24 protein-coding genes and 2 tRNA genes are annotated in these 25,815 nt (G+C 67.0%); 19 read left to right on the plus strand and 7 right to left on the minus strand.

The window, feature by feature from the left end; translation table 11 throughout:
- Positions 1-33: 33 nt before the first annotated feature.
- On the minus strand, positions 34-369 hold the full coding sequence (locus tag BMX16_RS04425; protein ID WP_143057994.1) for a GlsB/YeaQ/YmgE family stress response membrane protein: 336 nt from the start codon (positions 367-369) through the stop codon (positions 34-36).
- 139 nt (positions 370-508) lie between these two features.
- Between BMX16_RS04425 and BMX16_RS04430 the strand changes: the two genes are divergently transcribed.
- The 3 genes from BMX16_RS04430 (at position 509) to BMX16_RS04440 (ending at position 2,754) form a co-directional block, all read left to right on the plus strand.
- Positions 509-584, plus strand: a tRNA-Ala gene (locus BMX16_RS04430).
- Between the two features lie 191 nt (positions 585-775).
- The gene (locus tag BMX16_RS04435) at positions 776-1,363 is read left to right on the plus strand and encodes a TRAP transporter small permease subunit (RefSeq protein ID WP_089899698.1); all 588 of its coding nucleotides are present in this window, start codon (positions 776-778) and stop codon (positions 1,361-1,363) included.
- Positions 1,363-2,754: a TRAP transporter large permease gene (locus tag BMX16_RS04440; protein ID WP_089899336.1), complete on the plus strand. Its 1,392-nt coding sequence runs from the start codon at positions 1,363-1,365 to the stop codon at positions 2,752-2,754. The genes BMX16_RS04435 and BMX16_RS04440 overlap by 1 nt, the downstream gene beginning before the upstream one ends.
- Positions 2,755-2,868: 114 nt before the next feature.
- Here the strand turns inward: BMX16_RS04440 and BMX16_RS04445 are convergent, their stop codons facing one another.
- Positions 2,869-3,954 (minus strand): TRAP transporter substrate-binding protein, encoded by a 1,086-nt coding sequence (locus BMX16_RS04445; RefSeq protein ID WP_089899341.1) that lies wholly within the window; start codon positions 3,952-3,954, stop codon positions 2,869-2,871.
- 136 nt (positions 3,955-4,090) lie between these two features.
- Positions 4,091-4,705, minus strand: coding sequence for an NYN domain-containing protein (locus tag BMX16_RS04450; protein ID WP_089899344.1), 615 nt, complete (start codon positions 4,703-4,705; stop codon positions 4,091-4,093).
- Positions 4,706-4,884: 179 nt separating this feature from the next.
- On the opposite strand from BMX16_RS04450, the gene BMX16_RS04455 reads away from it, so the two are divergent.
- On the plus strand, positions 4,885-6,267 hold the full coding sequence (locus BMX16_RS04455; protein ID WP_089899347.1) for an aminotransferase family protein: 1,383 nt from the start codon (positions 4,885-4,887) through the stop codon (positions 6,265-6,267).
- 202 nt (positions 6,268-6,469) lie between these two features.
- Here BMX16_RS04455 and BMX16_RS04460 read toward each other — a convergent pair whose 3' ends face one another.
- Together BMX16_RS04460 and BMX16_RS04465 are read right to left on the minus strand one after the other, a co-directional pair.
- A complete protein-coding gene (locus BMX16_RS04460) occupies positions 6,470-7,531 on the minus strand; it encodes an ABC transporter ATP-binding protein (RefSeq protein ID WP_089899350.1) in 1,062 nt (353 codons plus the stop codon).
- Complete coding sequence (locus BMX16_RS04465; protein WP_245731319.1) at positions 7,528-8,376, minus strand: IclR family transcriptional regulator; 849 nt, start codon at positions 8,374-8,376, stop codon at positions 7,528-7,530. The genes BMX16_RS04460 and BMX16_RS04465 overlap by 4 nt, the downstream gene beginning before the upstream one ends.
- 142 nt (positions 8,377-8,518) lie before the next feature.
- Here BMX16_RS04465 and BMX16_RS04470 point away from each other — a divergent pair, with 142 nt between their 5' ends.
- From BMX16_RS04470 to BMX16_RS04515, 10 genes are all read left to right on the plus strand, one after another.
- Positions 8,519-9,781, plus strand: a complete 1,263-nt coding sequence (locus BMX16_RS04470; protein WP_177174566.1) for an ABC transporter substrate-binding protein — start codon at positions 8,519-8,521, stop codon at positions 9,779-9,781.
- 62 nt (positions 9,782-9,843) lie between these two features.
- Positions 9,844-10,761: a carbohydrate ABC transporter permease gene (locus BMX16_RS04475; protein ID WP_089899352.1), complete on the plus strand. Its 918-nt coding sequence runs from the start codon at positions 9,844-9,846 to the stop codon at positions 10,759-10,761.
- Between the two features lie 3 nt (positions 10,762-10,764).
- Entirely contained in the window at positions 10,765-11,610 is an 846-nt protein-coding gene (locus BMX16_RS04480; RefSeq protein ID WP_089899356.1) for a carbohydrate ABC transporter permease, read from the plus strand.
- Positions 11,611-11,625: 15 nt separating this feature from the next.
- Positions 11,626-13,704 (plus strand): alpha-galactosidase, encoded by a 2,079-nt coding sequence (locus BMX16_RS04485; protein WP_089899360.1) that lies wholly within the window; start codon positions 11,626-11,628, stop codon positions 13,702-13,704.
- Positions 13,701-14,459: an SDR family NAD(P)-dependent oxidoreductase gene (locus BMX16_RS04490; RefSeq protein WP_089899362.1), complete on the plus strand. Its 759-nt coding sequence runs from the start codon at positions 13,701-13,703 to the stop codon at positions 14,457-14,459. The genes BMX16_RS04485 and BMX16_RS04490 overlap by 4 nt, the downstream gene beginning before the upstream one ends.
- Positions 14,456-15,337, plus strand: coding sequence for a 2-dehydro-3-deoxygalactonokinase (locus BMX16_RS04495; protein ID WP_089899365.1), 882 nt, complete (start codon positions 14,456-14,458; stop codon positions 15,335-15,337). Before BMX16_RS04490 ends, BMX16_RS04495 begins: the two co-directional genes overlap by 4 nt.
- Positions 15,334-15,942: a 2-dehydro-3-deoxy-6-phosphogalactonate aldolase gene (locus BMX16_RS04500; RefSeq protein ID WP_089899368.1), complete on the plus strand. Its 609-nt coding sequence runs from the start codon at positions 15,334-15,336 to the stop codon at positions 15,940-15,942. Before BMX16_RS04495 ends, BMX16_RS04500 begins: the two co-directional genes overlap by 4 nt.
- Positions 15,939-16,778 (plus strand): SMP-30/gluconolactonase/LRE family protein, encoded by an 840-nt coding sequence (locus BMX16_RS04505; protein WP_089899371.1) that lies wholly within the window; start codon positions 15,939-15,941, stop codon positions 16,776-16,778. Before BMX16_RS04500 ends, BMX16_RS04505 begins: the two co-directional genes overlap by 4 nt.
- 46 nt (positions 16,779-16,824) lie before the next feature.
- Positions 16,825-18,729 (plus strand): beta-galactosidase, encoded by a 1,905-nt coding sequence (locus tag BMX16_RS04510; RefSeq protein ID WP_089899374.1) that lies wholly within the window; start codon positions 16,825-16,827, stop codon positions 18,727-18,729.
- Positions 18,726-19,697, plus strand: coding sequence for an aldose epimerase family protein (locus BMX16_RS04515; RefSeq protein WP_245731321.1), 972 nt, complete (start codon positions 18,726-18,728; stop codon positions 19,695-19,697). Before BMX16_RS04510 ends, BMX16_RS04515 begins: the two co-directional genes overlap by 4 nt.
- An 8-nt stretch (positions 19,698-19,705) precedes the next feature.
- On the opposite strand, the gene uraH is transcribed toward BMX16_RS04515, so the two are convergent.
- Complete coding sequence (gene uraH, locus BMX16_RS04520) at positions 19,706-20,065, minus strand: hydroxyisourate hydrolase (RefSeq protein WP_089899378.1); 360 nt, start codon at positions 20,063-20,065, stop codon at positions 19,706-19,708.
- A gap of 142 nt (positions 20,066-20,207) precedes the next feature.
- Between uraH and BMX16_RS04525 the strand changes: the two genes are divergently transcribed.
- The 3 genes from BMX16_RS04525 to BMX16_RS04535 all read left to right on the plus strand — a co-directional run bounded on the left by BMX16_RS04525 (position 20,208) and on the right by BMX16_RS04535 (position 23,075).
- Positions 20,208-20,284, plus strand: a tRNA-Met gene (locus BMX16_RS04525).
- A 143-nt stretch (positions 20,285-20,427) separates the two neighbouring features.
- Positions 20,428-21,840, plus strand: a complete 1,413-nt coding sequence (locus BMX16_RS04530; protein WP_089899381.1) for an FAD-binding oxidoreductase — start codon at positions 20,428-20,430, stop codon at positions 21,838-21,840.
- Positions 21,837-23,075 carry an MFS transporter gene (locus BMX16_RS04535; RefSeq protein WP_089899384.1) on the plus strand — a complete coding sequence of 413 codons (1,239 nt, stop codon included), beginning with the start codon at positions 21,837-21,839 and terminating at the stop codon, positions 23,073-23,075. Before BMX16_RS04530 ends, BMX16_RS04535 begins: the two co-directional genes overlap by 4 nt.
- Here the strand turns inward: BMX16_RS04535 and hemC are convergent.
- A complete protein-coding gene (hemC, locus tag BMX16_RS04540) occupies positions 23,072-24,010 on the minus strand; it encodes a hydroxymethylbilane synthase (protein ID WP_089899387.1) in 939 nt (312 codons plus the stop codon). The genes BMX16_RS04535 and hemC overlap by 4 nt on opposite strands.
- An 81-nt stretch (positions 24,011-24,091) precedes the next feature.
- Here hemC and hemE point away from each other — a divergent pair, with 81 nt between their 5' ends.
- Entirely contained in the window at positions 24,092-25,126 is a 1,035-nt protein-coding gene (hemE, locus tag BMX16_RS04545) for a uroporphyrinogen decarboxylase (RefSeq protein ID WP_089899390.1), read from the plus strand.
- Positions 25,126-25,743 (plus strand): FMN-binding negative transcriptional regulator, encoded by a 618-nt coding sequence (locus BMX16_RS04550; protein WP_089899394.1) that lies wholly within the window; start codon positions 25,126-25,128, stop codon positions 25,741-25,743. The genes hemE and BMX16_RS04550 overlap by 1 nt, the downstream gene beginning before the upstream one ends.
- Positions 25,744-25,815 lie beyond the last annotated feature (72 nt).

Genomic DNA, 25,815 nt, shown 5'->3' on the forward strand with positions numbered 1-25,815 from the left:
TGTGCCCCGCCCGGTCGGGCGGGGCGGATCGTATCAGAACCGCCGGTCGACGGGCTGGTTGCGCCGGTCGCGCTTGCCGGCGATGGCCCCGATCAGCGCCACGAGGATCGCGGCCCCCACGACGCCGATCACGAGGATCACCAGCAGGCCCGTGCCGATGATGGCGGTCACGCCCAGAAGGGCGAGAACGAACGGCAGCGCCACTGCGCCCACGATGCCACCGAGGATGAACTTCGCCTTGCTGCCGCCCGTGACGACGGCGGCGATCAGCCCCGCGACCAGACCGACGATGGCCAGCAGGATGACGGCGCTCCAGCCGATGACCTGCAGGACGGCCTGCGTATCCACGTTTGTAACTGTCGGTTCCATCGTCGTCTCCTTTGTTTCGCCGTCGAACACCACGGGCGCGGCCTGCGTTCCATGGGCCCCGCGCATTTCAGGGCCCCTGTGGCCGAAACGCAGCACCGCTTGACACCCCATCCGCGCCGCGCCATCTAATCGCTCGAGTGGGGACGTAGCTCAGTTGGGAGAGCGCGTCGTTCGCAACGACGAGGTCGTCGGTTCGATCCCGATCGTCTCCACCAGACCACCGTCATGGAACCACCGACGCGGCCTTGCGGCGTCACGTCCGGCGCTGGTTTCCTCGATTTTCACCGCGACACCGCAGCTTTCGCCCTGTCAGACAGGTTGACGTGCGTTTCCCGATGCTTATGCATGACGGACGCGCGATGCAGTGAACCTGCATCATGTCGCCATACCGGGGAGGGGTGCCGTCGTGTTACGTGGTCTGAGTGTCGTGGCAGGTGCGATCAGCCGCCTGAACTGGCTGGTGGGCCAGATCTTTTCATGGCTGGCGTTGGGGATTGTGCTGGTCTGCTTCAGCGTCGTCGTGCTGCGCTATGTCTTCGCGACCAGCTTCGTGTGGTTGCAGGACCTCTATATCTGGCTGAACGGCGCGATGTTCACCGCCGTGGCGGCCTTTGCCCTGTTGCGCGACGACCATGTGCGGGTCGATATCTTCTACCGCCCCGCCACGATGCGCACCCGCGCGATCGTCGATCTGATCGGCACGATCCTGTTCCTGCTGCCGTTCTGCTGGATCGTCTACATCTATTCCATGCCGTTCGTCCTGCGCGCCTGGTCCTATTTCGAGGCGTCTTCCAACGTCGGCGGCATGCCGGGCCTGTTCATCCTCAAGTCGTTCATCATCGCCATGGTCGTGCTGATCGCGCTGCAGGGCATCGCCATGATCTGCCGGTCCATCCTCGTCCTGGCTGGGCGCACCGACCTCGTGCCGCCGATGATGGCCTATCCCGAAACACAGGCCCATCCCGCGGCCCAGATCGCCGAAGGGTTGAACTGATGGACCCCATCCTGCTCGGAGAGATCCTCGCCGGTCTCATGTTCTTCGGCATCATCGGCTTTCTGCTGCTGGGCTTTCCGGTGGCCTTCTCGCTGGCCGGCGTCTCGCTCGGCTTCGGGGCGATCGGCATGTTCTTCGGCGTGTTCGACGTGTCGAACTTCGGCTCTCTGCCCAACCGCTACATCGGTTTCATGACGAACGAGGTGCTGGTCGCGGTGCCGCTGTTCATCTTCATGGGCGTGATGCTGGAACGCAGCCAGATCGCGGAACAACTGCTTCTGACGATGGGCAAGCTCTTTGGCAACCTCAGCGGCGGCCTTGCGATTTCGGTCATCATCGTGGGTGCGCTGCTGGCGGCGTCCACGGGCGTCGTCGGTGCCACGGTCGTCACGATGGGCCTGATCTCGCTGCCCGCCATGCTGCGGGCGGGCTACGACCCCAAGATGGCGACGGGCGTCATCTGCGCCTCCGGCACGCTGGGGCAGATCATCCCGCCGTCCACGGTGCTGATCTTCATGGGCGACATGCTGTCGGGGATCAATGCGCAGGTGCAGATGGAAAAGGGCAACTTCGCCCCCACCCCGGTCAGCGTCGGCGACCTGTTCGCCGGGGCCATCCTGCCGGGCCTGATGCTGGTAGGACTGTATCTGAGCTATACGATCTTCCGTGCCTACATGAACCCCACGTCGATGCCCGCAACGCCCGTCTCTGCCGCCGACCGCGCCACACTGGGCCGCGACGTGATGACGGCGATGGTGCCGCCGCTGCTGCTGATCCTCGCCGTGTTGGGCTCGATCCTGGGTGGCATCGCCACCGCGACCGAGGCGGCTTCGGTGGGCGCCGTGGGCGCGATGGTGCTGGCGGCGCTGCGCTGGCGGCTGTCGTTCAAGGTGCTGCACCAGACGGTGATCGCCACGGCCACCATCACGTCTATGGTCTTCGTGATCCTGCTGGGTGCTGCCGTGTTCTCGGTCGTGTTCCGCCTGATGGGCGGCGACAACCTGGTGCACGAATTCCTGGCGAACCTGCCTGGCGGAACCATGACGGCCGTGGCCGTGGTCATGCTCATCATGTTCGTTTTGGGCTTCATCCTGGACACGTTCGAGATCATCTTCATCGTGATCCCGATCACCGCGCCGGTCCTGCTCGCGCTGGACGTGGACCCGGTGTGGCTGGGCGTGATCGTGGGCGTGAACCTGCAGACCTCGTTCCTGACGCCGCCATTCGGGTTCGCGCTGTTCTATCTGCGCGGCGTCGCCCCGGCGAGCCTGCCGACATCCGCGATCTACAAGGGGATCATCCCCTTCGTCTTCCTGCAGATGATCGCCATCGCGATCCTGTTCGCCTTCCCGGGCATCGTGACCTGGCTGCCGCGGTTGATCGCGGGGTAAGGAAGGGGGGCCAGCCCCCCAACCCCCGGGATATTTGAAACCAGAAGAAGCCCAAAGAAAAAGGCGGCCCCGGCATCGTGCCGGGGCCGCCTTTCGTTTGCGCATGTCGATCCGTCAGAGCGTGAAGTACTGCGCCCGTGCGCGGACGAACGCGCTGTCGTTGTCCTGCGTGCGAGTGCGCATGATGTTCAGCGCCTCGACGAAGCTTTCGGCGGTCTTCTTGGTCAGCGCGTCACCGCTGTCGCGCAGTTCCGTCAGCACCTCGAGCGAGGCGACGGCACCCGCCTCGAGGATGCTTTCGGGGAACTGCAGCACGTTCACGCCATGGTCGTTGATCAGGGTCTGCAACGCGCGCGGGTCGTTGGCCATGAAGTCGCTGGCGACCATGTCGTATTCCGCCTGACTACAATCGCGCACGATGGCCTGCAGGTCGGCGGGCAGCGCCTGATACTTGGCCTTGTCCACGACCAGTTCCGTCGCCAAGCCCGGTTCTACGAAGCTGGGGAAGTAGTAGTTCTTGCACACCTGGTAAAAGCCCAGCGCCAGATCGTTGTAGGGCCCGACGAACTCGGCCGCATCGAGCGTGCCCGACTGCAGCGCCTGGAAGATTTCACCGGCCGCCATGTTGGTCACGGTGGCACCCAGTTTCTCCCAGACCTGACCACCCAGACCGGGGGTGCGGAAGCGGACGCCCTGCAGGCTTTCGACGCCGGTCAGCTCGGTCTTGAACCAGCCGCCCGCCTGCGTGCCGGTGTTGCCCGACAGAAAGCCCTGCACGCCGAACTGGTCATAGACCTCGTCCCAGATCTCCTGCCCGCCCATGAAGCGGACCCAGCCCGCCAGCTCGTTCGCAGTCATGCCGTAAGGGACGCCGGTAAAGAACGACAGGGCAGCGGACTTGTTCTGCCAGTAGTAGGCGGCACCGTGGCTCATCTCGGCGGTGCCGTCGATCACGGCGTCCAGCGACTGCAGCGGCGGGACCATTTCGCCGGCGGAAAAGACCTGCACGGTCAGACGACCACCGCTGGCGGCGGTGATGCGGTCGGCCAGACGCTGCGCGCCGACGCCGAGGCCGGGAAAGTTCTTGGGCCAGGTCGTGACCATGCGCCATGTGATGTTGCCCTGCGCGATGGCGGGGGCGGCCAGCATGGCGGCCCCGGCGCCCAGCGTGCCGGTACGGATGAAAGAACGACGGTCCATTGCATGTCCTCCTGTGGCAATGTGAGAAAGGCCCGCGCGACACGCGGACCCCCTCCGGGGGAATAGAAAGCAGCCCAGCGCGCCCATGTCCACAACCGACACGCGCAGGCCTCGGATTAGGATTGCTTTTTCGGTATCATGCGGCCTGCGCGGGGACGTCGGGCAGATCGAGGATCACCGTGCCCTGCTGCCACCGTCCCCGCACCAGAAAGCCGCGCGCGGCGATTTGCGGATAGGCCTGCCGCCAGTCGCGGAACCGGTCGTTCGACAATACCCGCACACCAAGGCGGATGGCGTAATCCAGCAAGAGCGGGTCGGCCGGGTTGTCCCTGTCCGCCACGGTGACGCGCGCGGGCGGCAGACCTATCAGGAACGCCATGGCGGTGGCATTCAGAAAGCGGTCCTGCAGCTTGTACCCCACGTTGGCATCGAAATAGACGTGAGGCCGTTCGCCGCGCGCTGTCAGCGCCACCACCACCCGGGTCAGGACCAGCGCCGACGGCTCGCCGTTCCAGTGCATGACGTTGGACCCGTCCACCACGATGGTCGGCGCACCTTCTGCCTGCCGGGCCGCACGGGGCAGTTGCGACGGTCCGCGCGACAGCTTTCGCACGAAAGTGCCAAGGCCCGCCACGACCTCCAGCGCCAGCACCGCCAGCAGGATCAGGACCAGCCCCTGCAAGCTGGCAGGGTCTGCCCCGCCGATGACCAGCAGCACGATCAGCGCGGCCAGTGCAGATGTCAGACCCATTCCCGTGCGCTCCTGCTGCGTCGGCTGCAACCAGCCCGTGTATCGCCATCATGCGCAACAGACCCGGCACCGCAAGTGGATCGGGCGACAGGACTCAGGTGCCCTGTCAGAGACCTTGCAATGGGCCGGATGCGGGGCCACACTCGCGCCAAATCCCCGCAATCCGCGAAAGCCGCCCCATGAACCAGCATGTCCTGTCGAATGACCCTGCCGCCATCGTCGCCGCCGACCGCGCGCATGTGTGGCACCACCTGATCCAGCACAAGCCGTTCGAGACCGTCGATCCCCGCATCATCGTCGAGGGCAAGGGCCTGCGCGTCTGGGACATCATGGGCAAGGAACACATCGACGCCGTGTCCGGTGCCGTCTGGACCGTGAACGTGGGCTACGGGCGCAAGCGGATCGCCGACGCGGTCGCGGCGCAGCTGACAAAGATGTGCTTCTTCGCAGGCGCCTCCGGCACCATCCCCGGCGCGCAGTTCGCCGAAATGCTGGTGGACAAGATGCCGGGCCTCGACCGCGTCTATTATGCCAACTCCGGCTCGGAGGCGAACGAGAAGGCCTTCAAGATGGTGCGCCAGATCGCGCACAAGCATCACGGCGGGCGCAAGCACAAGATCCTGTTCCGCGAACGCGACTACCACGGCACCACCATCGCCAACCTGTCGGCGGGCGGTCAGGCCGAGCGCAATGCGCAATACGGCCCCTTCACCCCCGGTTTCGTACAGGTGCCGCACTGCCTCGCATACCGCCGCTGGGACGGCATGACCGACGACCAGTTCGGCCAGCGTGCTGCCGACGCCATTGAGGCGGTAATCCTGCGCGAAGGCCCCGACACCGTGGGCGCGCTGTGCCTGGAACCCATGACCGCCGGTGGCGGCATCGTCACGCCGCCGCAAGGCTACTGGGACCGCGTGCAGGAGATCTGCGCGAAATACGACATCCTGCTGCACATCGACGAGGTCGTCTGCGGCCTTGGCCGCACCGGGACATGGTTCGGCTATCAGCAATATGGCGTGAAGCCCGACATCGTGACGATGGCCAAGGGCGTGGCGTCCGGCTACGCCGCCATCTCGTGCTGCGTGACCACGGATGCGGTGTTCGAACAGTTCAAGGACGACACCGACCCGCTGTCCTATTTCCGCGACATCTCGACCTTCGGCGGCTGCACCGCAGGGCCGACGGCGGCGATCGAGAACATGGCGATCATCGAAGAGGAAGGTCTGCTCGACAACTCCACCGCCATGGGCGCGCATCTGAAAGCGAACCTGCACGCGCTGATGGACAAGCACGCGGTGATCGGCGACGTGCGCGGTCAGGGCCTGTTCTGCGGTGCAGAGCTTGTCACCGACCGCGCCACGAAGGAGCCGCTGAGCGAAAAGCAGGTCGCGGCCATCACCGCCGACTGCATGGCGCAGGGCGTCATCATCGGGGCCACCAACCGTTCGGTCCCCGGGTTCAACAACACGCTGCTGTTCGCCCCCGCCCTGATCGCGACAAAGGACGACATCGACCAGATCACCGATGCGGTCGACCGCGCCTTGACCCGCGTTCTGGGCTGACCCCTGCGGCGGGGCGCCGTCCCCGCCTGCGGCTTCTTCTGGTCCTAAATATCCCGGGGGGAGTCGCTTGCGACGGGGGGCTGGCCCCCCTTCCCCGGTGCGACCATACGCGACGTCGGTCTGGCCACCAGCCAAGTCACGGGGCGCTGCCCCGCACCCCGGGATATTTGAGACCAGAAGAACGGGGGACCTGGACGCTACCTCAGGCCGTGGTGCGGATGCGCGCCTCGGACGCAGGGTCGAACAGATAGACCCGTTTTGCATCGATGGTGACGCCGACCCGGTCGCCACGGCGCGAGCGGTGGTCGCCGCGTTCCTCGATCACCAGACGCTCGCCGGTGTCGCCGAGCAGATAGACATAGGACACACCGCCGAGGCTTTCGGTCAGATCGACCGTATGCGTGTCGCCGGCGGGATCGGTCATCAGGTGTTCGGCCCGCATGCCCACCGTGACCGGCCCCGTGTGGTTGCGCAGGCCAAGGTCGAACCGCGCCTTCATCCCCGGCACGATCACCGTGCCGTCCATGACCTCGCCCATCATGAAGTTCATCGCGGGGCTGCCGATGAAGCCGGCGACGAACCTGTTGTCCGGGTCGCGGTACAGGTCCATCGGCGCGCCGACCTGTTCGATTCGCCCCTTGCGCAGCACCACGATCTTGTCGGCCAGCGTCATCGCCTCGACCTGATCGTGGGTGACGTAGATCATCGTCGCGCCGATCTCCTTGTGCAGGCGCGCGATCTCGACCCGCATCTCGACCCGCAACTCGGCATCGAGGTTCGACAGCGGTTCGTCGAACAGGAACACCTCGGGCCCGCGCACGATGGCGCGCCCGATGCTGACGCGCTGGCGCTGACCACCCGACAGGGCGGCGGGTTTGCGGTCGAGGTAGTCGTCCAGCTTCAGGATGCGGCTGGCTTCCGCCACCTTGGCCGCGATCTTGGGCTTGGGGTGGCCGTTCATCTTCAGACCGAAGCCCATGTTCTCCTTCACCGTCATGTGCGGGTAGAGCGCATAGGTCTGGAACACCATCGCGACGCCCCGGTCCGATGGATCGAGGCGGGTCACGTCGCGGGCCCCGATGCCGATGCGGCCTGCGGTGGTTTCCTCCAGCCCGGCGATCATGCGCAGCAGCGTGGATTTCCCGCATCCCGAAGGGCCAACGAAGACACAGAACTCGCCGTCCTTCACATCCAGGTCGATGCCGTGGATGACGGTCACGTCACCATAGGTCTTGATCGCATTGTTCAACGTCACGCCCGTCATGGTCGCGTCCCCCCTGTCGTGTTCGGTTGTCTCGGCGCTGCATCCGGGAACGACCAGTTGGCCGCCTCGGATGCGATGGCGCGGGCTGCGGCGCAGACCTGCGGCGCGATGCCTGCCAGCCCGTCCAGATCCGTGCGCGCCGTGGTGCTGGTCACCGATACCGCGCCCAGAACCCGGCCCGCAGGCGTCAGGATCGGGGCCGCGATGCAGATGATGCCCGCCTCGTGTTCCTCGCGGTCGAAGGCGTAGCCGCGTCCCCGGATCTCGGCCAGTTCGCGGCGCAGGGCGGCGGGCGTCGTCAGGGTGCCGGGCTGGAAGCGGTGAAAGGATTGCTGGGCGATGATCGCCTCGGCTTCCGCATCCGGCAGGCAGGCCAGCATCGCCTTGCCCACGCCGGTGCAATAGGCGGGGCCGACCTTGCCGGCCTGACTGAACATCTCGACCGGACGGGCGGCATTGCGTTTCGCCAGATACAGCACCTGCGCGTGATCGAGCTGCGCCAGGTGCACGGTTTCCTGCGTCGCCTGCGACAGCCGCACCAGATGCGGGCTCGCGACCTGCACGAGGCTCGATTGCGCCCAGGCCGCGTGCGCCAGACGCACCAGACGCGCACCGGGCGCATAGGTCTGATGGTCCGGATCATAGGCCAGCATGTTCTGGCTGACGAGGGTTTGCAGCAGGCGATACAGCGTCGGCTTCGGATAGGCGCTGGCCGCCAGCACGTCCGAGAACCGCACGGGCCGCCCGAAGCCTGCCACCTGATCCAGCACGTCGAGGGCCTTGCCCACGGTGCCGTCGAAGACAGCCGTCCGATCGGGTGCGGCAATGGATGCGGTGTCTGCCACGTCGGATGCCCTTCCCTGCGCCCCGTCTGAATGCCGCTGACGCGACTGTTGACAAGCCTAGGAGATTCGCGATTAGGTATCAATATGCAAAACTGAGTTTCACATAATGGAACCACGTGCATCGCAATTCAGGGAGGAAACCATGTTGCGCACTTCTCGTCTGACCGGCCCGCTGGGCACCGGCCTGATCCTGACCGCGGCCTTGCTGGGGGCCACGTCGGCCATGGCACAGCAGCGGGCACTCGTCTTCAACACCGATACGTCCGACCCCGCGCCCAAGGCCGCGTTCGAGGCGCTGATCGCCGACTTCGAGGCCGAATACCCCGAGATTGACGTGCAGGTGAACCTGTTCGACCACGAAGGCTACAAGACGGCGATCCGCAACTTCTTGACCGCCGACAGCCCGGATCTGGCCAACTGGTATGCGGGCAACCGGATGAAACCCTTCGTCGATGCGGGCCAGTTCATGGACGTGTCCGACGTGTGGGCCGACAACGACCTGACCACGCAGCTGGCATCCGCCGAATCGTCGATGACCATCGACGGTAAGCAGTGGGGCGTCCCCTACACCTATTACCAGTGGGGCGTGTACTATAACAAAGCGCTCTACGAGCAGGTCGGCGCCGAAGTGCCCGAAACCTACGACCAGTTCGTCGAGAACTGCCAGCTGTTCAAGGATGCGGGCATCGACTGCCTGACCACCGGCACGTCGCAGATGTGGCCCGCCGCAGGCCTGTTCGACTACTTCAACCTGCGCACCAACGGCTACGATTTCCACATGCAGCTGACCGCGGGCGAGATCCCGTGGACCGACGAGCGCGTGCGCGAGACGTTCGCCCAGTGGAACCGTCTGGTCGAGCCGGGTTTCATCACCGCCAACGCCGCCGCCATCGACTGGCAGGACGCCGCCGCCCTGATGAGCCAGGGCGAGGCCGCCAACTATGTCATGGGCAACTTCGCCGTGGCGACGTTCCGCGACGGCGGCATGACCGACGAGACGCTGGGCTTCTTCCCGTTCCCGACGATCAACCCGGACGTGGAACGGGCCGAGGATGCGCCGACCGACACGGTCCACATCCCCGCGGGTGCCAAGAACCCCGAGGATGCCAAGCTGTTCCTCGCCTACCTCGCGCGGGCCGATGTGCAGACCAAGCTGAACACCGCACTGGGTCAGCTGCCGGTCAACAACCAGTCGACCGTGGACCAGAATGATCCCTACCTCGCTGCAGGCTTCACCATGCTGTCCGAGGCGTCGGGCCTTGCCCAGTTCTTTGACCGTGACGCAACGGCCGAAATGGCCGCCAGCGGCATGGAAGGGTTCCAGGAGTTCATGGCCTATCCGGCCAACCTCGAGGACATCCTGAACCGGCTGGAAAGCGACCGTCAGCGCATCTACGCGCAGTAACGGCCACACCATTGGCGGTCCCGTCACAGGGGCCGCCATCTGACTTGCCGGGGGAAATCGCCATGACCGCACTGCCAGACGCCCACGGACCCAAGCGGTCGTGGTGGAAAAGCAATCAGCAGCGTGTGACGCCGTGGCTGTTCCTCGCCCCCGGCCTGTTCATGTTCGCGGTCTATGTGATCTGGCCCATTGCCGCGTCGTTCCGGTTCAGCTTCTACGACTGGGACGGGCTGTCGCCGATGGAATGGGTCGGCTGGGGCAACTATGTGGAACTGTGGTCGGACCGCAATTTCATCATCTCGCTCAAGAACAACATCGTCTGGCTGGTCCTGTATATGCTGGCCGTGCCGGCGGGACTGGGCCTTGCGATTTTTCTCAACCAGACGGTGACGGGCATCCGGCTTTATAAGTCACTGTTCTTCTTTCCTTTCGTAATATCTCAGGTCGTCGTCGGCCTGATGTTCGCGTGGTTCTATGCGCCGAACTTCGGCCTGTTCTTTCAGTTGACCGAATGGCTGACCGGCACTGGCACGGCGGTGCTGGCGAACCCGGAATACGCGACATACGGCATCATCGTGGCCGGGCTTTGGCCGCAGATCGCCTATTGCATGATCCTGTATCTGACCGGCCTGAACAACGTGGCCCCCGACCAGATCGAGGCGGCCCGTCTGGACGGTGCCAAGGGGCTGAAGATGCTGTGGTATGTCGTGCTGCCGCAACTGCGCCCCGCCACGTTCATCGCCGTGGTCGTCACCGTCATCGGCGCGCTGCGCAGCTTCGATCTGGTGTCGATCATGACCAACGGCGGACCCTTCGGGCAGACCCGCGTGCTGTCGTTCTACATGTACGAACGCGCCCTGTCCGAATACGGCTTCCGCATGGGGTATGGCGCCGCCATCGCCGTCGTCCTGTTCCTGATCATGATGGTCTTCATCACCGGCTTCGTCTGGAAGATGGTCCGCGACGAGAGAGGTCACTGAGTCATGTTTCCACGTCCCATCGCCCAGCGCAGTGCTGTCGCCCAGTGGTCCTATTCGGCCATGCTGCCCATCGCGCTGATCCTGTGGCTGCTGCCGCTGCTCGGCATCGCGCTGACCTCGATCAAACCGTCGTCGGACCTCGCATCCGGCAACTACTTCGGCCTGCCGAGCTACCTCGCGTTCGAAAACTACTGGAGCGTGCTGTTCGAGTACGACCTGTGGAAATACATCCGCAATTCGTTCGTCGTGACGATTCCCACCGTGGTGGGTGCGGTGGCGCTGTCGTGCCTGACGGGCTTCGCCTTGGGCATCTACCGGTTCAAGGGCAACCTGCTGATCTTCTTCATGTTCGTGGCCGGAAACTTCGTGCCGTTCCAGATCCTGATGGTGCCCGTCCGCGATCTGACGCTGGATCTGGGGATCTACGACACGCCGCAGGCGCTGATCCTGTTCCACATCGCGTTCCAGACCGGGTTTTGCACCCTGTTCATGCGCAACTTCATCGCAGCATTGCCGCGCGAACTGATCGAGGCGGCGCGGGTCGAGGGCGTCGCCGACTGGCAGATCTTCTGGTACATCGTGCTGCCGCTGATGAAGCCCGCGATCGCGGCGCTGTCGGTCCTGATCTTCACCTTTGTGTGGAACGACTTCTTCTGGGCCACCGTGCTGACCACCAGCGCCGACACCCGGCCCGTCACGGCGGGCCTGTCGTCGCTGAACGGCCAGTGGGTCGCAGCCTGGCATCTGGTGTCGGCGGGGTCCATCGTCGCCGCCCTGCCCCCGGTCGCCATGTTCTTTCTGATGCAGAAACACTTCATCGCGGGCCTGACGCTGGGCGCCGTGAAATAAACTGAAAAGCCCCACATGTCCCATCATCGCATCGACGCCGCCCGGCAGACCCTCGTGCTGTCGGTCCCCGCCACGGGCCTGCCCGTGTGCACCCATTGGGGCGCGCCTTTGCCCGCCCATGCCGATCTGGCGCAGGTCGCTGCGGCTGCGGCACTGGACATCACCGGCGGGATGCTGGACGCCTTGCCCCCGCTGACGCTGTCCCCGCAGCTGGCGGACACCTTTCCGGGGCAAGCAGGCCTGGTGGTGCGGGGGGTGGACGGCACGCCCCTGCACCCCCGTTTCGTGACAGAGGCGCTGGCGACCGACGAAGGCCTCGCGCTGATCGCGCGCGATGCCGATCTGGCGCTGACGCTGACGTTCCAGTTCACAGCCGACCCCGCCACCGGCATCGTCACGGCGCAGACGACCCTCGATAGCGACGATCCCGTGCTGTGCGACTGGCTGGCAGCACCCGTCCTGCCCGGCCCGCAACTGGCCGACACGATGATCGACTATGCCGGGCGCTGGAACGGAGAGTTCCAGCCCGTCACGACGCCCTGGATCCCCGGCATCCGCAGCCGCGACAATCCGACGGGCCGCACCGGGCACGAACATTTCCCCGCCCTGATCCTGCCTGCCCATGGCTGCACGCACACCGCCGGTCAGGCCCACGCCCTGCACTATGGCTGGTCCGGCGGCCACCGGATGCTTGCCGAGGAACTGCCCGACGGTCGCCGTCAGGTGCAGTTCGGCCATGCCAGCCGCAGCGACCCGCGCCCCGGCACCCGATTCCAGACAGCACCACTTTACCTCGCCTGGTCGGACAGCGGGCTGAACGGCATCGCCACCGCCTATCAGCGCCATCTGCGCGACCGGATCGTGACGTGGCCGCATCCCGACCGCCCGCGCCCCGTGCACTACAACTGCTGGGAGGCGATCTATTTCGACCACACGCTGTCCGATCTGACCGCCATCGCCGACCGTGCAGTGGCCCTGGGGGCAGAGCGTTTCGTGCTAGACGACGGCTGGTTCAAGGGGCGTCATGACGACACCAGCAGCCTCGGCGACTGGACCATCGACACAGCGAAGTGGCCCGACGGCCTCGGCCCGCTGATCGACCATGTCCACAGCCTCGGCATGACCTTCGGTCTGTGGTTCGAGCCGGAGATGGTGAACACGGACAGCGACCTCTACCGCGCGCACCCCGACTGGGTGCTGGGGCCGGTGGACCAGCCGCTGGGCCGCGGGCAGCATGTCCTCGATCTGGCCAATCCTGCCGTGCGCGACGACCTCTTCGCGCAGATCGACGCGGTGCTGTCCGCGCACGACATCGACTATGTGAAATGGGACCACAACCGCGTCCTGCCCCATGTGGACGCGAACCAGACGCGCGGCGTGCTGCACCTGTTCCAGCGCCTGCGCGACGCACATCCGGGGGTAGAGTTCGAAAGCTGCGCCTCGGGTGGTGGGCGCATCGATTTCGGCATCATGGCGCAAACCCAGCGGGTCTGGCTGTCGGACTGCAACGACGCCGCGGAACGGCTGCGCATCCAGTCGGACGCCGCGATGTTCCTGCCCGCCTGCGTCACCGGGAGTCACGTCGGCCCGCGCACCTGCCACACCACGGGCCGCATTCATACCATGGCCTTCCGCGCCTGGGTCGCCGCCAGCCGCCATATGGGGTTCGAGATGGACCCGCGCGAGCTGACAGGGGACGAGGCCGCGACGCTGACCCGCGTCACCGGCTGGTTCAAGGCCAACCGCGACTGGCTGCGCACGGCCTGCATCCTGCGGCTGGACAGCGCCGACGCCTCTGTCATCGCCGAACAGCATCTGTCCGACGACAAAGCACGGTTCGCCGTCTGGGCGGGACAGGCGGCGACCAGCGCCCAGATCTCGCCACGCCCCCTGCGCCTGACCGGGCTGGACCCGGAGGCTGTCTATACCGTGTCGCTGACCAACAAGGAGGATATCTCCTCCCTCTCGCGCGGCGCACCGGCGCTCAAGACCGGCACCCTCACCCTGACGGGTCAAAGTTTGCTGTCGCAGGGCGTGGCCCTACCCTATGCGGTCCCCTCATCCATCTGGATTCTCGAAGGACACCGCCAATGACCGCCACATTCACCGACCTTGCAGGTGCCCACGTCTTCATCACCGGGGGCGGGTCCGGCATCGGCGCCGCCCTGACCGAGGCGTTTCTGCGTCAGGGGTCCAAGGTCAGTTTCGTCGGGCGTGGCGACTACGCCGATTTCGCCGCCAAAATGGGCGACAAGACCGGCGACACGCCGCTGTTCATCAAATGCGACGTGACCGACACCACGGCGCTGCATGCCGCGATGGACCGCGCCGTGGCCGAACAGGGCCCGCTGCGCGTCCAGGTCAACAACGCCGCCACCGACACCCGCATGGCGCCTGCGGACATCACCGTGCAGGACTGGGACGACCAGATCGCGATCAACCTGCGCCACTATTTCTTTGCCTGCCAGAAGGCCGCCGCCTTGATGGGCAAGGGCGGTTCGATCATCAACTTCTCCTCCGCCAGCTACCAGATCGCCGGTGACAAGCTGGCCCCCTACATCGCCTCCAACGCGGGCATCATCGGCCTGACGCGGGCACTGGCCCGCGACTTCGGCCCCACGGGCATCCGCGTCAACGCAATCTCGCCGGGTCTCGTGCTGACGAAAAAGCAGATCGAGGAGGTGCACACCGAAGAGGATCTCGCCGCGTTCCGCGAACGGCAGTGCCTGCCGGAGAACCTCTATCCGGGCGACGTGCCGGGGACGGCGCTGTTCCTCGCCTCGGACCTGTCGCGGATGATGACGGCGCAGTGCCTGTTCATCGACGGCGGGCTGGCGTTCACCGGATGAGTCCCACGTCTGCCACATGGATCGCCGCCGATTGGGGCACGACGCACTTGCGGGTCTGGGCGATGTCGTCCAGCGGCACCGTGCTGGCGCAGGCCACGTCGGACGACGGAATGGGCCGCCTGACCCGCGACGGCTTTGCCCCGGCGCTGGACCGCCTCACGGCAGACTGGCCCCGCGTGCCGGTCATCGCCTGCGGCATGGTGGGCTCGCGTCAGGGCTGGGTCGAGGCGGCCTATGCAGCGGTTCCCTGTCCGCCGCTGGCGGACGATCTGACGGCGGCGGGCGACCGGACCCACATCATCCCCGGCCTGAAACAGACCGCCCCCGCCGACGTGATGCGCGGTGAAGAGACGCAGGTCGCAGGTTTCCTTGCGCTCAACCCCGGCTGGGACGGCGTGATCTGCCTGCCCGGCACCCACACGAAATGGGCGCATGTCAGCGCGGGCGAGGTCGTCAGTTTCCAGACCGCCATGACCGGTGATCTGTTCGCCGCCATCACCGGGCATACGGTGCTGCGCCATTCCACCGCCGCGGGCTGGGACGATGCGGGCTTCCTGCTGGGCGTGGACGAGGCGCTGTCGCACCCCGAACGCCTTGCCACGCGGCTCTTCTCCCTGCGGGCCGAAGGCTTGCTGAACGCGCTGCCCGACGCCACCGCCCGCGCGCGTCTGTCGGGCCTGCTGATCGGCGCGGAACTTGCCGCGACCCGCGCCTACTGGCTTGGGCAGCAGATCGCCGTCATCGGCGCAGGCACGTTGGCGGGGCTTTACGTGGCGGCCCTGGGCGCGCAGGCTGCACCGGCGACGCAGGTGAACGCCGACCGTGCCACCCTTGCAGGCCTGACGGCCGCCCATCGCCGCTGGAAGGACCGCCCGTGACCCACCGCCCCATCATCGCCATCCTGCGGGGCATCACGCCCGCAGAGGCCGTGGCCGCCGCCGCCGCCTGCATCGCAGCGGGCATCACCCGAATCGAGGTGCCGCTGAACTCGCCCACCCCCTTCGACAGCATCCGCCGCATGGCGGACGCCCACGGCGACGTGGCCGAAATCGGCGCAGGCACCGTGCTGACCACCGCCGACGTGGGCCGCGTGGCCGATGCGGGCGGCACCCTGATCGTCTCGCCCAACTGCGACACGGACGTGATCCGCGCCGCCAAGGCCGCAGGCATGGCCAGCTGGCCCGGCGTGATGACGCCCACCGAATGCTTCGCGGCCCTTGCCGCCGGGGCCGACGGATTGAAGATCTTTCCCGCCAGCCTGATCGGTCCTGCGGGGATCCGCGCGATGCGCGCCGTCCTGCCCGCCGCCTGCCCGGTCTATGCGGTCGGCGGTGCCGGCCCCGACAACTTCGCCGAATGGCTGGCCGCCGGCACCGACGGGTTCGGGATCGGCACGGCGCTCTATGTCCCCGGTCTGGACACGGAACAGATCGCCACCCGCGCGCGCAGCATCGTTGCGGCCTACGACGGGGCGATCGCATGAGTGAAGCCATCGTCTTCGACCCCACCCCCTGCATTCTGGGCGAAGGGCCGCTTTGGCACCCGGAGCGTGAGCAGCTGTTCTGGTTCGACATCATCACCCGCCGGATGCACACGCGCGGCCAGCACTGGGACTTCGACGGTCATGTCTCGGCGGCGGGCTGGATCGACTACGACACGCTGCTGGTCGCGTCCGAAGTCGCCTTGATGCGCTTCGACATCGCGTCGGGCGACCGGACCAAGATCATGGATCTGGAACACGACATGGCGGGCACCCGATCCAACGATGGCCGCGCCGACCCGCAGGGCGGGTTCTGGATCGGCACCATGGGCCTCGGCGCTGAGGCCGGTCACGGCAGCATCTGGCGCTACTACCGGGGCGAGCTGCGGCACCTCTACCGCGACCTCGCCATCACCAACGCAATCAGCTTCGCCCCCGACGGCACCACCGCCTATTTCGCCGACACCACGACGCAGCAGATCATGCGCGTGGCGCTCGACGCGCATGGCTGGCCTGCTGGCGACCCGCAGGTCCACATCGATCTGACCGGCACCGACTTCCACCCGGACGGGGCCGTGGTCGATGCGGCAGGCAACCTGTTTTCGGCACAATGGGGCACGGGCCGCGTGGCGGTCTATGACCCGCGGGGCGCGTTCATCGAACACTTCGCCTTTCCCGCCCTGCATACGTCCTGCCCGGCGTTCGGCGGCACGGACCTGTACACGCTCTACGTCACCAGCGCCCGGCAAGGCCTGACCGATCCCGACGATGCACAGGGCGCGACCTATGCGGTCCGCACCCGTTATACCGGCCAGCGGGAACACCGCGTCATCCTCTGACCCTGTCCTCGCTTTTTCCCCAAATACTCAAAAAGAAGAGCGCAACATGCCCCGCACCCTCGGCGTCTGCTATTACCCAGAACACTGGCCAGAGGCGCAGTGGGCCACCGACGCTGCCCGGATGAAGGAAACGGGCCTGACCTGGATCCGCATCGGCGAATTCGCGTGGAGCCTGATGGAACCCAGCCCCGGCACCTATGACTGGGCGTGGCTCGACCGGGCGGTGCAGACGCTGGGCGACGCGGGGCTGCGCGTCGTGATGGGCACCCCCACCGCGACCCCGCCGCGCTGGATGCTGGACAAGTTGCCCGACATGCTGCCCGTCGATGCGCAAGGCCGCCCGCGCGGTTTTGGGTCGCGCCGCCACTACGACTTCAGCCATCAGGGCTACCGCGAAGAATGTCGCCGCATCGCGCAGGCGATGGGCGAACGCTATGGCCGCAACCCGCATGTGGCCGCCTGGCAGATCGACAACGAATACGATTGTCATGCGACCACACTCAGCTATTCCGACGCCGCACGCCGCGGGTTCCGTGACTGGCTGGCACAGAAATACCAGTCGCCCGATGCGCTGAACCGCGCGTGGGGCAACGTGTTCTGGTCGATGCAATACGACGACTTCGACCGGATCGACCTGCCGAACCTGACCGTGACCGAACCCAATCCGTCGCATGTCATGGACTTCCGCCGCTACAGTTCCGATCAGGTGGTGGCGTTCAACCGGGTGCAGGTGGATGCGCTGCGCCCGCTGACCGATGCGCCGCTCATTCACAACTACATGGGCCGCACGCTGACGTTCGATCACTACGCGGTAGGGGCCGACCTCGACATTGCGTCATGGGACAGTTACCCGATCGGCTTTCTGTCGGACCGGATCGAAGGTTCGCCCAAGGAAAAGCAGACCTTCCTGCGGCAGGGCCACCCGGACAATCAGGCGTTCCACCACGACCTCTACCGCGCCGTGGGCAAGGGCCGGTTGTGGGTCATGGAACAACAGCCCGGCCCGGTGAACTGGGCGCCCTACAATCCCGCCCCCCTGCCCGGCATGGCCCGCCTTTGGGCGTGGGAGGCGTTCGCCCACGGCGCCGAGGCGGTCTGCTATTTCCGCTGGCGGCAAGCCCCCTTCGCGCAGGAACAGATGCACGCAGGCCTCTTGCGCCCCGACAGCCAGCCCGCGCCTGCATTGGCCGAGGCGGCGCAGGTGGCGGCGGAAATCGCCGCGATGCCCGACTGCGATCCGGTCGCGGCACAGGTGGCGCTGATCTTCGATTACGAATCCGCATGGGCGTGGGACACGCAACCGCAGGGCGCGGATTTCGAGATGTTCCGCCTCGCCTTCGCCGCCTACCGCGCGCTGCGGCGGGCGGGACTGTCCATCGACATCCTGCCCCCCGACACCGCCGACCTGGCGCCCTACAAGCTCGTCCTCGCCCCCGGCCTGATGACGATCTCCGATCCCCTCCGCGCCGCGCTCGCGCGCTTTCAGGGCACCGCCCTGATCGGGCCGCGCAGCGATCTGAAGACGCGCGACATGGCGATCCCGGTGCCGATGGGCCCCGACCTGCCCGACACTGACGTGACCGTCGTCCTATGTGAAAGCCTGCCGCCCAGCGACAAGATCAAGCTGCAGGGCGGTGGTCGCTTCCGCCACTGGTTCGAACACCTGGAAGGCACCGCGCCCGTTCATCTGTCCACCAGGGACGGCCAGCCTGCGATCATGGGCGGCGATCACCTGCGCTATCTGGCGGGCTGGCCGGATGATGCGACCTTCGATGGTATCGTCGGCGGGCTGTGCGATGCGGCGGGCCTTGCCACGCTGCAACTGCCGGACGGATTGCGCATCCGCGACACGGCGCGGCATCGTTTTGTCTTCAATTACGGACCCAAGCCTGTCACATGGCAGGGCACGACGATCCCGGCGGCCGGGGTCCATTGGGAGAGCCTCGCATGATCGCACACTTCGGCACCACGGCAGACGGCCTTGATATCGACGCAGTGACGCTGCGGGCGGGCGATCTGACCGCCACCATCCTGACGTGGGGCGCGGTGGTGCAGGACGTCCGATTGTCCGGCGTGGACTACCCTCTGACCCTGGGGTCCGACCATCTGGCGGACTACGAAGGCGAGATGCGCTATTCCGGGTCCGTCATCGGCCCCATCGTGAACCGCATCAGCACCGGCCGCGTCGCCATCGACGGCATGATGTACGAGCTGGAACGCAATGCGCCGAACGGCATCCACCTGCATTCCGGCAGCCGTGCCACGCATCTGCGCCCGTGGAAGATCGCCGAGGCGACACCTGACCGCGTGACCCTGACCCTGCACCTGCCCGACGGCGACTGCGGCCTGCCCGGCGACCGGCACATCCGCGTGGTCTACACGCTGATCGCCCCCGCGACCCTGACGATGGAAATCACCGGCAAGACCGATCAGCCGACGCTGATGAACTTCGCCAACCATGCGATGTGGAACCTCGACAACACCCCGACCTGGGCGGGTCACACGCTGCGGGTCGCGGCAGACCGCTACCTGCCCGCCACGCCCGATTTCACGCCCACGGGCGAGATCGCCGACATCACCGGATCGCCGCTGGATCTGCGCGCGGGCCGCGTCGTGACGCCCGGCAATCCGGACATGGATCACAACGTCTGCCTGTCCGACGCCCCCACCGCCCTGCGCGACGTGCTGTGGCTGACGGGTCAGTCCGGCGTCACCCTGACGCTGGCGACCGACCAGCCGGGCATGCAGCTGTTCGACGGCCGCTGGGCGATCCGTCTCGGCAAGGGCACCTACGAGGGTCTGGTGTTCGAGGCGCAGAACTGGCCCGACGCCCCGACCCACGACGGCTTCCCCTCGATCCGCGTGACCGAGGACGCGCCTTACCGCCAGTTCACCACGTTCAGTTTCACGCGGAGCTGAGCGGCGCGTCAGCTGCCGCGATAGGTGGAATAGCCATAGGGCGACAGCAGCAGCGGCACATGGTAATGCGCCGCCGCGTCGCTGATGCCGAAGCGGATCGGCACCGTATCGAGGAACAGCGGCGCATCGCCGTCCTGCCCCGTCGCGCGCAGATAATCCCCCGCATGGAACACCAGCTCATAGGTGCCGGCAGCGAACCGGCCCTGCGGCAGGATCGGCGCATCGGTGCGCCCGTCGGCGTTCGTGGTCATGCGCGCCAGCTCCTGCGCCGTATCGCCGTCCAGCCTTAAGAGCACGATCACCAGCCCCGCCGCAGGCATCCCCCGCGCGGTATCGAGGACATGGGTGGTCAGGAAACCTGTGGACATGATGCGGCGCTCCTCTTGGCGGTGACGCACCACAGAACGGTTACGCCCGACGCTTGTCAAGCGGGGCACCCCGTGATGGCGATCGTTGCAAAAATCGGTTTGACACCACCCGCCGGGCCGCTTATCGGAAGCGCCACGGCAAGGCGCGGTAGCTCAGTTGGTTAGAGCGATCGACTCATAATCGATAGGTCGGGAGTTCAAGTCTCCCCCACGCCACCACACACCTCCTCCTCCCCTCATTGCGTGCTGAACGGCCTCATTGCGACACTGCACCGTAATCGTTTGCGGCGCGGCTTTCGGCATCTTGCAACCCGCCGCGGTCGCGGTCAGGGTCGCGGCGTCCCACCGCCTCGGATCGCCACATGACACTCCTCGAAACGCTCGCCCCGCTCCTCGGGCCCGGCGCCCTGCTGACCGATCCCGTCGACATGGCCCCGTGGGTCCGCGACTGGACCGGACGCTATGTCAGCACGCCGCTGGCGGTCGCCCGCCCTGCCACGACCGCACAGGTCAGCGCCGTCGTCGCGGCCTGCCATGCAACCGGCACACCCGTGGTGCCCGTGTCCGGACACACGGGCCTGAACGGCGGGGCGTCGGCGATGGGCGGCCTCGTGCTGTCGCTGGACCGCCTGTGCGCCATCCGCGACATCGACGCCGCCGCCCGCACGGCCACGGTCGAGGCGGGGGTGATCCTGTCCCGCCTGCACGACGCGGCTGCCGACCACGACCTGATCTTTCCGCTGACCTTCGGCGCGCGCGGGTCCGCGATGATCGGCGGCGTGCTGTCCACCAACGCGGGCGGATCGAACGTGCTGCGCTATGGCAACACCCGCGATCTGGTGCTGGGGCTGACCGCGGTCATGGCGGACGGCCGGGTGATGGATCTGTCGGGCCGCCTGCACAAGGACAACAGCGGGCTCAACCTCAAACACCTGCTGATCGGGGCGGAAGGCAGCCTCGGCATCATCACCGCAGCCACGGTGAAGCTGTTCCAGCGCCCCCGTGCCTATGCCACGGCCATGGTCGCAGCCGCCAGCCTGCCTGCCGCGCTGACCCTGCTGCACCGGATGCAGGACGCCACGGGTGGCGCTGTCGAGGCGTTCGAGTACATGCCCGCCACCTATATCGCCCGCCACCTTGCGGTGATCGCCGGGGCGAAGGCCCCCTTTGCACACCCCCACGACGTGAACATCCTGATCGAGGTCGGCGCCACCGCCCCCCGCGACGCCACCCCCTTGGCCGACGGCAGCCTGCCCGTCGTGGCGCTGCTGCAGGACACGCTGGCGCAGATGATGGACGAAGGCCTCGTCCTCGATGCGGTCGTGGCCCAGACCGAGGCGCAGCGCCGCACCATGTGGGCCCGGCGCGAGGCCGCGGCGGAGGTGATGTTCGCCATGCAGCCCTTCGTCGACACCGACGTGGCGCTGGCGCTGCCGGATGTCGCCACATTCATGGCGGAGGCGAAGCGCCGCCTCCTGATCCTCGATCCCGCCGCCACCGACATCGCCGTCGCGCATCTGGGCGACGGCAACGTGCACTACACCGCCTGCCCCAGCCGGGACGACCCCGCCCTGATCGCCGCGATCCGCGAGATGGTCGAGGATGTGGTGCAGGACCTGTCCGGATCGTTCAGCGCCGAACACGGCATCGGCCTGTCCAAGCTGGGCAGCATGACCCGCCGCAAGGACCCCGTCGCGCTGGACGCCATGCGCGCCATCAAGGCGGCGCTGGACCCGCACAACATCCTGAACCCCGGAAAGACGATACCCCAATGACACCCGCGATCACGGCGCTGTGGCGCGATCCCAGCCTGCGGCTGATGGTCGTGGCGATGCTGCTGCAAGGCAGCTTCGTGGCCTCGGTCAGCACGTTCCAGTCGCTGATCGCCGTCACCCTCTATGGGCTGAGCGATGGCGCCTATGCGCTTGTGCTGGTGGCGTCCCTGATCGTCTCGGTGGCGGCGTCCATTGGGGTCGGCATCATCACCGACCAGCGGCCCAGCCGTCGGGCGCTGGCGCTGTGCGCGGCAGTGACGATGACGGCGGGTGCGGTGCTGGTGCTGGCGGGCGACAACGCCGTGGCCTTCGTGGTGGCGCATGTGCTGCTGCTGCCGGTGGCGGGCACGCTGTTTGGTCAGTTGTTCGCGGTCGTGCGGCTGGTGACGGCGGACTATCCGCGCGCGCAGCGCGACGGCATTATGGCCACCGTCCGCGCGATCTATGCGGTGCCCTTCGTGGTCATGCTGGCCCTGTGGGGCCTGCTGTTCGACCGCGGCGTGTCGCTGCTGTCGGTCTATGGCTGGACGACGCTGACCGGTGCTGTGCTGATGGTGCTGATCCTGCGACGCTGGCCGCACGATGCCCGCACGCCCTGGACCGACGTGCCATCGGGCCTCGGCTTTCGCGCGTCACTGGCCGAGATGATGCACGGTCCCGTCCTGCTGCGTGTCGTCCTTGTGGGCGCGGTGCACAGCGGATCGGCGCTGCTGGGCGTGGTGCTGGCGCTGCTGCTGCATGCGGCCAGCGGTGCGGGCGCCGGTGCGGACGCGGATGCCTCTGCGGGCGCGGGGGCTGCGGGCATGTTCATCGCGATCTTCGTCGTGTTCGAGATCGCGGCCACGTTGTCGGTCGGCTGGTTGCGGCAGTTCGCCCGCAGGCTGCACATCATCGCCGTTGGCACCTTCGTCTATGCGCTGGCGCTGGCTGCCCTGCCGCTGGCGGTCGGCACCCCGGCCCTGTGGCTGCTGACGCTGCCGCTGGGCGTCGGTGGTGCGATGGTCTACGCGCTGGCCATCGGCTATCTGCAGGATCTTCTGGGCAGCCGCGCCGGGGCTGGTGCATCGCTGCTGGCCTTGCAGCAGATCGCGGCGCAGGGAATCAGCGCCGCGGCATTCGCCCTTGGTGCGGCGCTGGGTGGCTACGGCATAGCTGCGGTGCTGGGGGCGGTGGTGATGTCGGCGGCGATGGTGGCGATCCTGTGGCTCGACAGGAACGCCCCGCTGGACGCCTAGGCGAAGAAGCCCGGCCCCGCGCGGTCCAGCAGTTTCGCCGCCATCTCCCGACCCATCTGGGGGCCGTCGGCGATGGGGCCGGTCATGTCGTCGGACAGGACGCGGCTGCCATCCTCGCGCAGGATCTCGCCGCGCAGGCGCAGGTTGCCGCCCTCGATCTCGGCCAGACCGGCGATCGGCGTCTCGCAGGACCCGTCCAGCGCCTGCAACAGCGCGCGTTCCGCCGCCAGCCGCTGCCCGGTGGGACTGTCGTGGATCGCCGCCAGCAGATCGGCCACGCGGGCGTCGTTCGCCCGCCGTTCGATGCCGATGGCGCCTTGTGCTATGGCGGGCAGCATGTCGTCGACGGAGATCGGATGATGCGGCACGTCGCCCATACCGAGACGGTTCAACCCCGCCTTCGCGAGGAACGTGGCGACGGCCACGCCGTCGTCCAGTTTCTTCAGCCGCGTCTGCACGTTACCGCGGAATTCCACAACGTTCAGGTCGGGGCGTCGCGCGCGCAGCTGCGCCCGACGGCGCAGGCTGGAGGAGCCGACCGTGGCCCCCTGCGCCAGATCGGCGATGCGGGTGGCGTGGCGCGACACGAAGGCGTCGCGCACATCCTCTCGCGGCAGATAGGTGTCCAGCAGCAGCCCGTCCGGTTGCAGCGTCGGCATGTCCTTCATCGAATGGACCGCGATGTCGATGCCGCCGTCCAGCAGCGCCTCTTCGATCTCGCGCGTAAACAGGCCCTTGCCGCCGATCTCCTTCAACGCACGGTCGAGGATCTGGTCCCCCAGCACCTTGATGACCACGATCTCGAACGCCGCCTCGGGCAGCTGGAACGCCTCCGCCAGCCTGCGGCGCGTCTCGTGCGCCTGCACGAGGGCGAGGGGCGATCCCCGGGTTCCGATACGCAGGGGTTGGGCGGGTGTGGGCAATGTCAGCGTCATGAGGGCAGTGTTAGCGGTGTCAATCCGGGTTGACAACAGGCCAGCGCATTGCGACGAAATGGCCAAACCAAAGGACCCCCGATGACCAGCCAAAAGACCATCCTCCGTGCCCTTGCGGGTGAAACCCTGCCCACCCCGCCGATCTGGATGATGCGTCAGGCCGGGCGATACCTGCCGGAATACAAGGCGACGCGAGCGCAGGCAGGCGATTTCCTGTCGCTGTGCTACAACTCCGAACTGGCGGCCGAGGTCACGTTGCAGCCGATCCGCCGCTATGGCTTCGACGCGGCGATCATGTTCGCGGACATCCTGCTGCTGCCGCAGGCGCTGGGGGCCGACCTGTGGTTCGTGACCGGCGAAGGCCCGCGCCTGTCCACCATCACCGACCAGTCCGGCTTGGACAAGCTGAAGCCCGTGGACGAGATCGACGCGGTGCTGTCGCCGGTCTATGAAACACTGCGCATCCTGCGCCGGGAGCTGCCCAGCGATACGACGCTGATCGGTTTCGCCGGTGCGCCGTGGACCGTCGCCACCTATATGATCGCGGGTCAGGGCACGCCGGATCAGGCCCCGGCCCATGCGCTGAAGGCCAGCGATCCCGCGGTGTTCGACGCGCTGATGGCCACGCTGACGACGGGCACCATCGCCTATCTGTCCCGCCAGATCGAGGCGGGGGCCGAGGTCGTCAAGATCTTCGACAGCTGGGCCGGATCGCTGCAGGGCGACGATTTCGCAAAATACGCGGTCGAGCCCGCCCGCCAGATCGCGGCGGCGCTGAAGGCGAAATACCCCCACGTCCCCGTCATCGCGTTCCCCCGTGGCGCGGGCGAAAAATACGCGGGCCTGCACGCCGCCATCGGCGCGGACTGCATCGCACTCGACGACGGCGTGACGCCGGAATGGGCGGCCGCCCATGTGCAGCCGGGTGGCTGCGTGCAGGGCAACCTCGCCTCGCGCCACATGGTCACGGGCGGCGACGATCTGGTGCGCGAGACGCGGCGTGTGGTGGATGCCTTCGCGCACGGCCCGCACATCTTCAACCTTGGCCACGGCATCACGCCCGACGCACACCCCGACAACGTGCAGTTGATGATCGACACGGTGCGCGGCGGCTGATGTACGCGCCGCCCGCCTTCCGCGAGGATCGGGTGGACGTGCTGCGCGCCGCCGTGGGGCAGATCATGCTGGCCGCCCTCGTCACGCAGACCGCGGACGGCCCCGTCGCGACACATGTGCCGATGCTGTTGACCGGCCCGGACGATGCGCTGGTGCTGGAAACCCACGTCGCCCGCGCCAATCCGCATTGGCGGACACCGGGGCCAAGCATCGCGATCTTTCAGGGGCCGCAGGCCTATGTCTCGCCCTCGTTCTACCCGTCCAAGGCCGAAACGGGCAAGGTCGTGCCCACGTGGACTTATATCAGCGTCCATGCCCACGGGTCATTGCGGGTCGTGGACGATCCCGACTGGCTGCACGCCCATGTCACCACCATCAGTGACCGGATGGAGGCTGACCGCCCCGCCCCATGGGCCGTGTCCGACGCACCCGCCGACTATATCGCCGGGTTGCAGCGCGGCATCGTCGGCCTGCGCCTGACCGTGGACCGGCTGGAGGGCGCATGGAAGGTCAACCAGCACAAACCGCAGGCCGACCGCGACGGCACCGCGCGGGGTCTGGCCGCAAGCGGCCCGCAAGGTGCGGCGCTGGCCCGCGTGTTGCGCCCAGAGGTCTGACACCCCTGTTGAGCAGACGTGCTGTTTTCTGCTAGGATGGAGTGACAAGCCCGGCAAACGGGCGGCGCGGCA

The organism is Loktanella fryxellensis (assembly GCF_900110065.1).
Lineage (GTDB): Bacteria > Pseudomonadota > Alphaproteobacteria > Rhodobacterales > Rhodobacteraceae > Loktanella > Loktanella fryxellensis.

Excerpts from the sequence above, each read along its gene's own strand:
- BMX16_RS04425 (WP_143057994.1), bottom strand. The coding sequence starts at position 369 with ATGGAACCGACAGTTACAAACGTGGATACGCAGGCCGTCCTGCAGGTC.
- BMX16_RS04440 (WP_089899336.1), top strand. The coding sequence starts at position 1,363 with ATGGACCCCATCCTGCTCGGAGAGATCCTCGCCGGTCTCATGTTCTTC.
- BMX16_RS04445 (WP_089899341.1), bottom strand. The coding sequence starts at position 3,954 with ATGGACCGTCGTTCTTTCATCCGTACCGGCACGCTGGGCGCCGGGGCC.
- BMX16_RS04450 (WP_089899344.1), bottom strand. The coding sequence starts at position 4,705 with ATGGGTCTGACATCTGCACTGGCCGCGCTGATCGTGCTGCTGGTCATC.
- BMX16_RS04455 (WP_089899347.1), top strand. The coding sequence starts at position 4,885 with ATGAACCAGCATGTCCTGTCGAATGACCCTGCCGCCATCGTCGCCGCC.
- BMX16_RS04460 (WP_089899350.1), bottom strand. The coding sequence starts at position 7,531 with ATGACGGGCGTGACGTTGAACAATGCGATCAAGACCTATGGTGACGTG.
- BMX16_RS04470 (WP_177174566.1), top strand. The coding sequence starts at position 8,519 with ATGTTGCGCACTTCTCGTCTGACCGGCCCGCTGGGCACCGGCCTGATC.
- BMX16_RS04475 (WP_089899352.1), top strand. The coding sequence starts at position 9,844 with ATGACCGCACTGCCAGACGCCCACGGACCCAAGCGGTCGTGGTGGAAA.
- BMX16_RS04480 (WP_089899356.1), top strand. The coding sequence starts at position 10,765 with ATGTTTCCACGTCCCATCGCCCAGCGCAGTGCTGTCGCCCAGTGGTCC.
- BMX16_RS04485 (WP_089899360.1), top strand. The coding sequence starts at position 11,626 with ATGTCCCATCATCGCATCGACGCCGCCCGGCAGACCCTCGTGCTGTCG.
- BMX16_RS04490 (WP_089899362.1), top strand. The coding sequence starts at position 13,701 with ATGACCGCCACATTCACCGACCTTGCAGGTGCCCACGTCTTCATCACC.
- BMX16_RS04495 (WP_089899365.1), top strand. The coding sequence starts at position 14,456 with ATGAGTCCCACGTCTGCCACATGGATCGCCGCCGATTGGGGCACGACG.
- BMX16_RS04505 (WP_089899371.1), top strand. The coding sequence starts at position 15,939 with ATGAGTGAAGCCATCGTCTTCGACCCCACCCCCTGCATTCTGGGCGAA.
- BMX16_RS04510 (WP_089899374.1), top strand. The coding sequence starts at position 16,825 with ATGCCCCGCACCCTCGGCGTCTGCTATTACCCAGAACACTGGCCAGAG.
- BMX16_RS04515 (WP_245731321.1), top strand. The coding sequence starts at position 18,726 with ATGATCGCACACTTCGGCACCACGGCAGACGGCCTTGATATCGACGCA.
- uraH (WP_089899378.1), bottom strand. The coding sequence starts at position 20,065 with ATGTCCACAGGTTTCCTGACCACCCATGTCCTCGATACCGCGCGGGGG.
- BMX16_RS04530 (WP_089899381.1), top strand. The coding sequence starts at position 20,428 with ATGACACTCCTCGAAACGCTCGCCCCGCTCCTCGGGCCCGGCGCCCTG.
- BMX16_RS04535 (WP_089899384.1), top strand. The coding sequence starts at position 21,837 with ATGACACCCGCGATCACGGCGCTGTGGCGCGATCCCAGCCTGCGGCTG.
- hemC (WP_089899387.1), bottom strand. The coding sequence starts at position 24,010 with ATGACGCTGACATTGCCCACACCCGCCCAACCCCTGCGTATCGGAACC.
- hemE (WP_089899390.1), top strand. The coding sequence starts at position 24,092 with ATGACCAGCCAAAAGACCATCCTCCGTGCCCTTGCGGGTGAAACCCTG.
- BMX16_RS04550 (WP_089899394.1), top strand. The coding sequence starts at position 25,126 with ATGTACGCGCCGCCCGCCTTCCGCGAGGATCGGGTGGACGTGCTGCGC.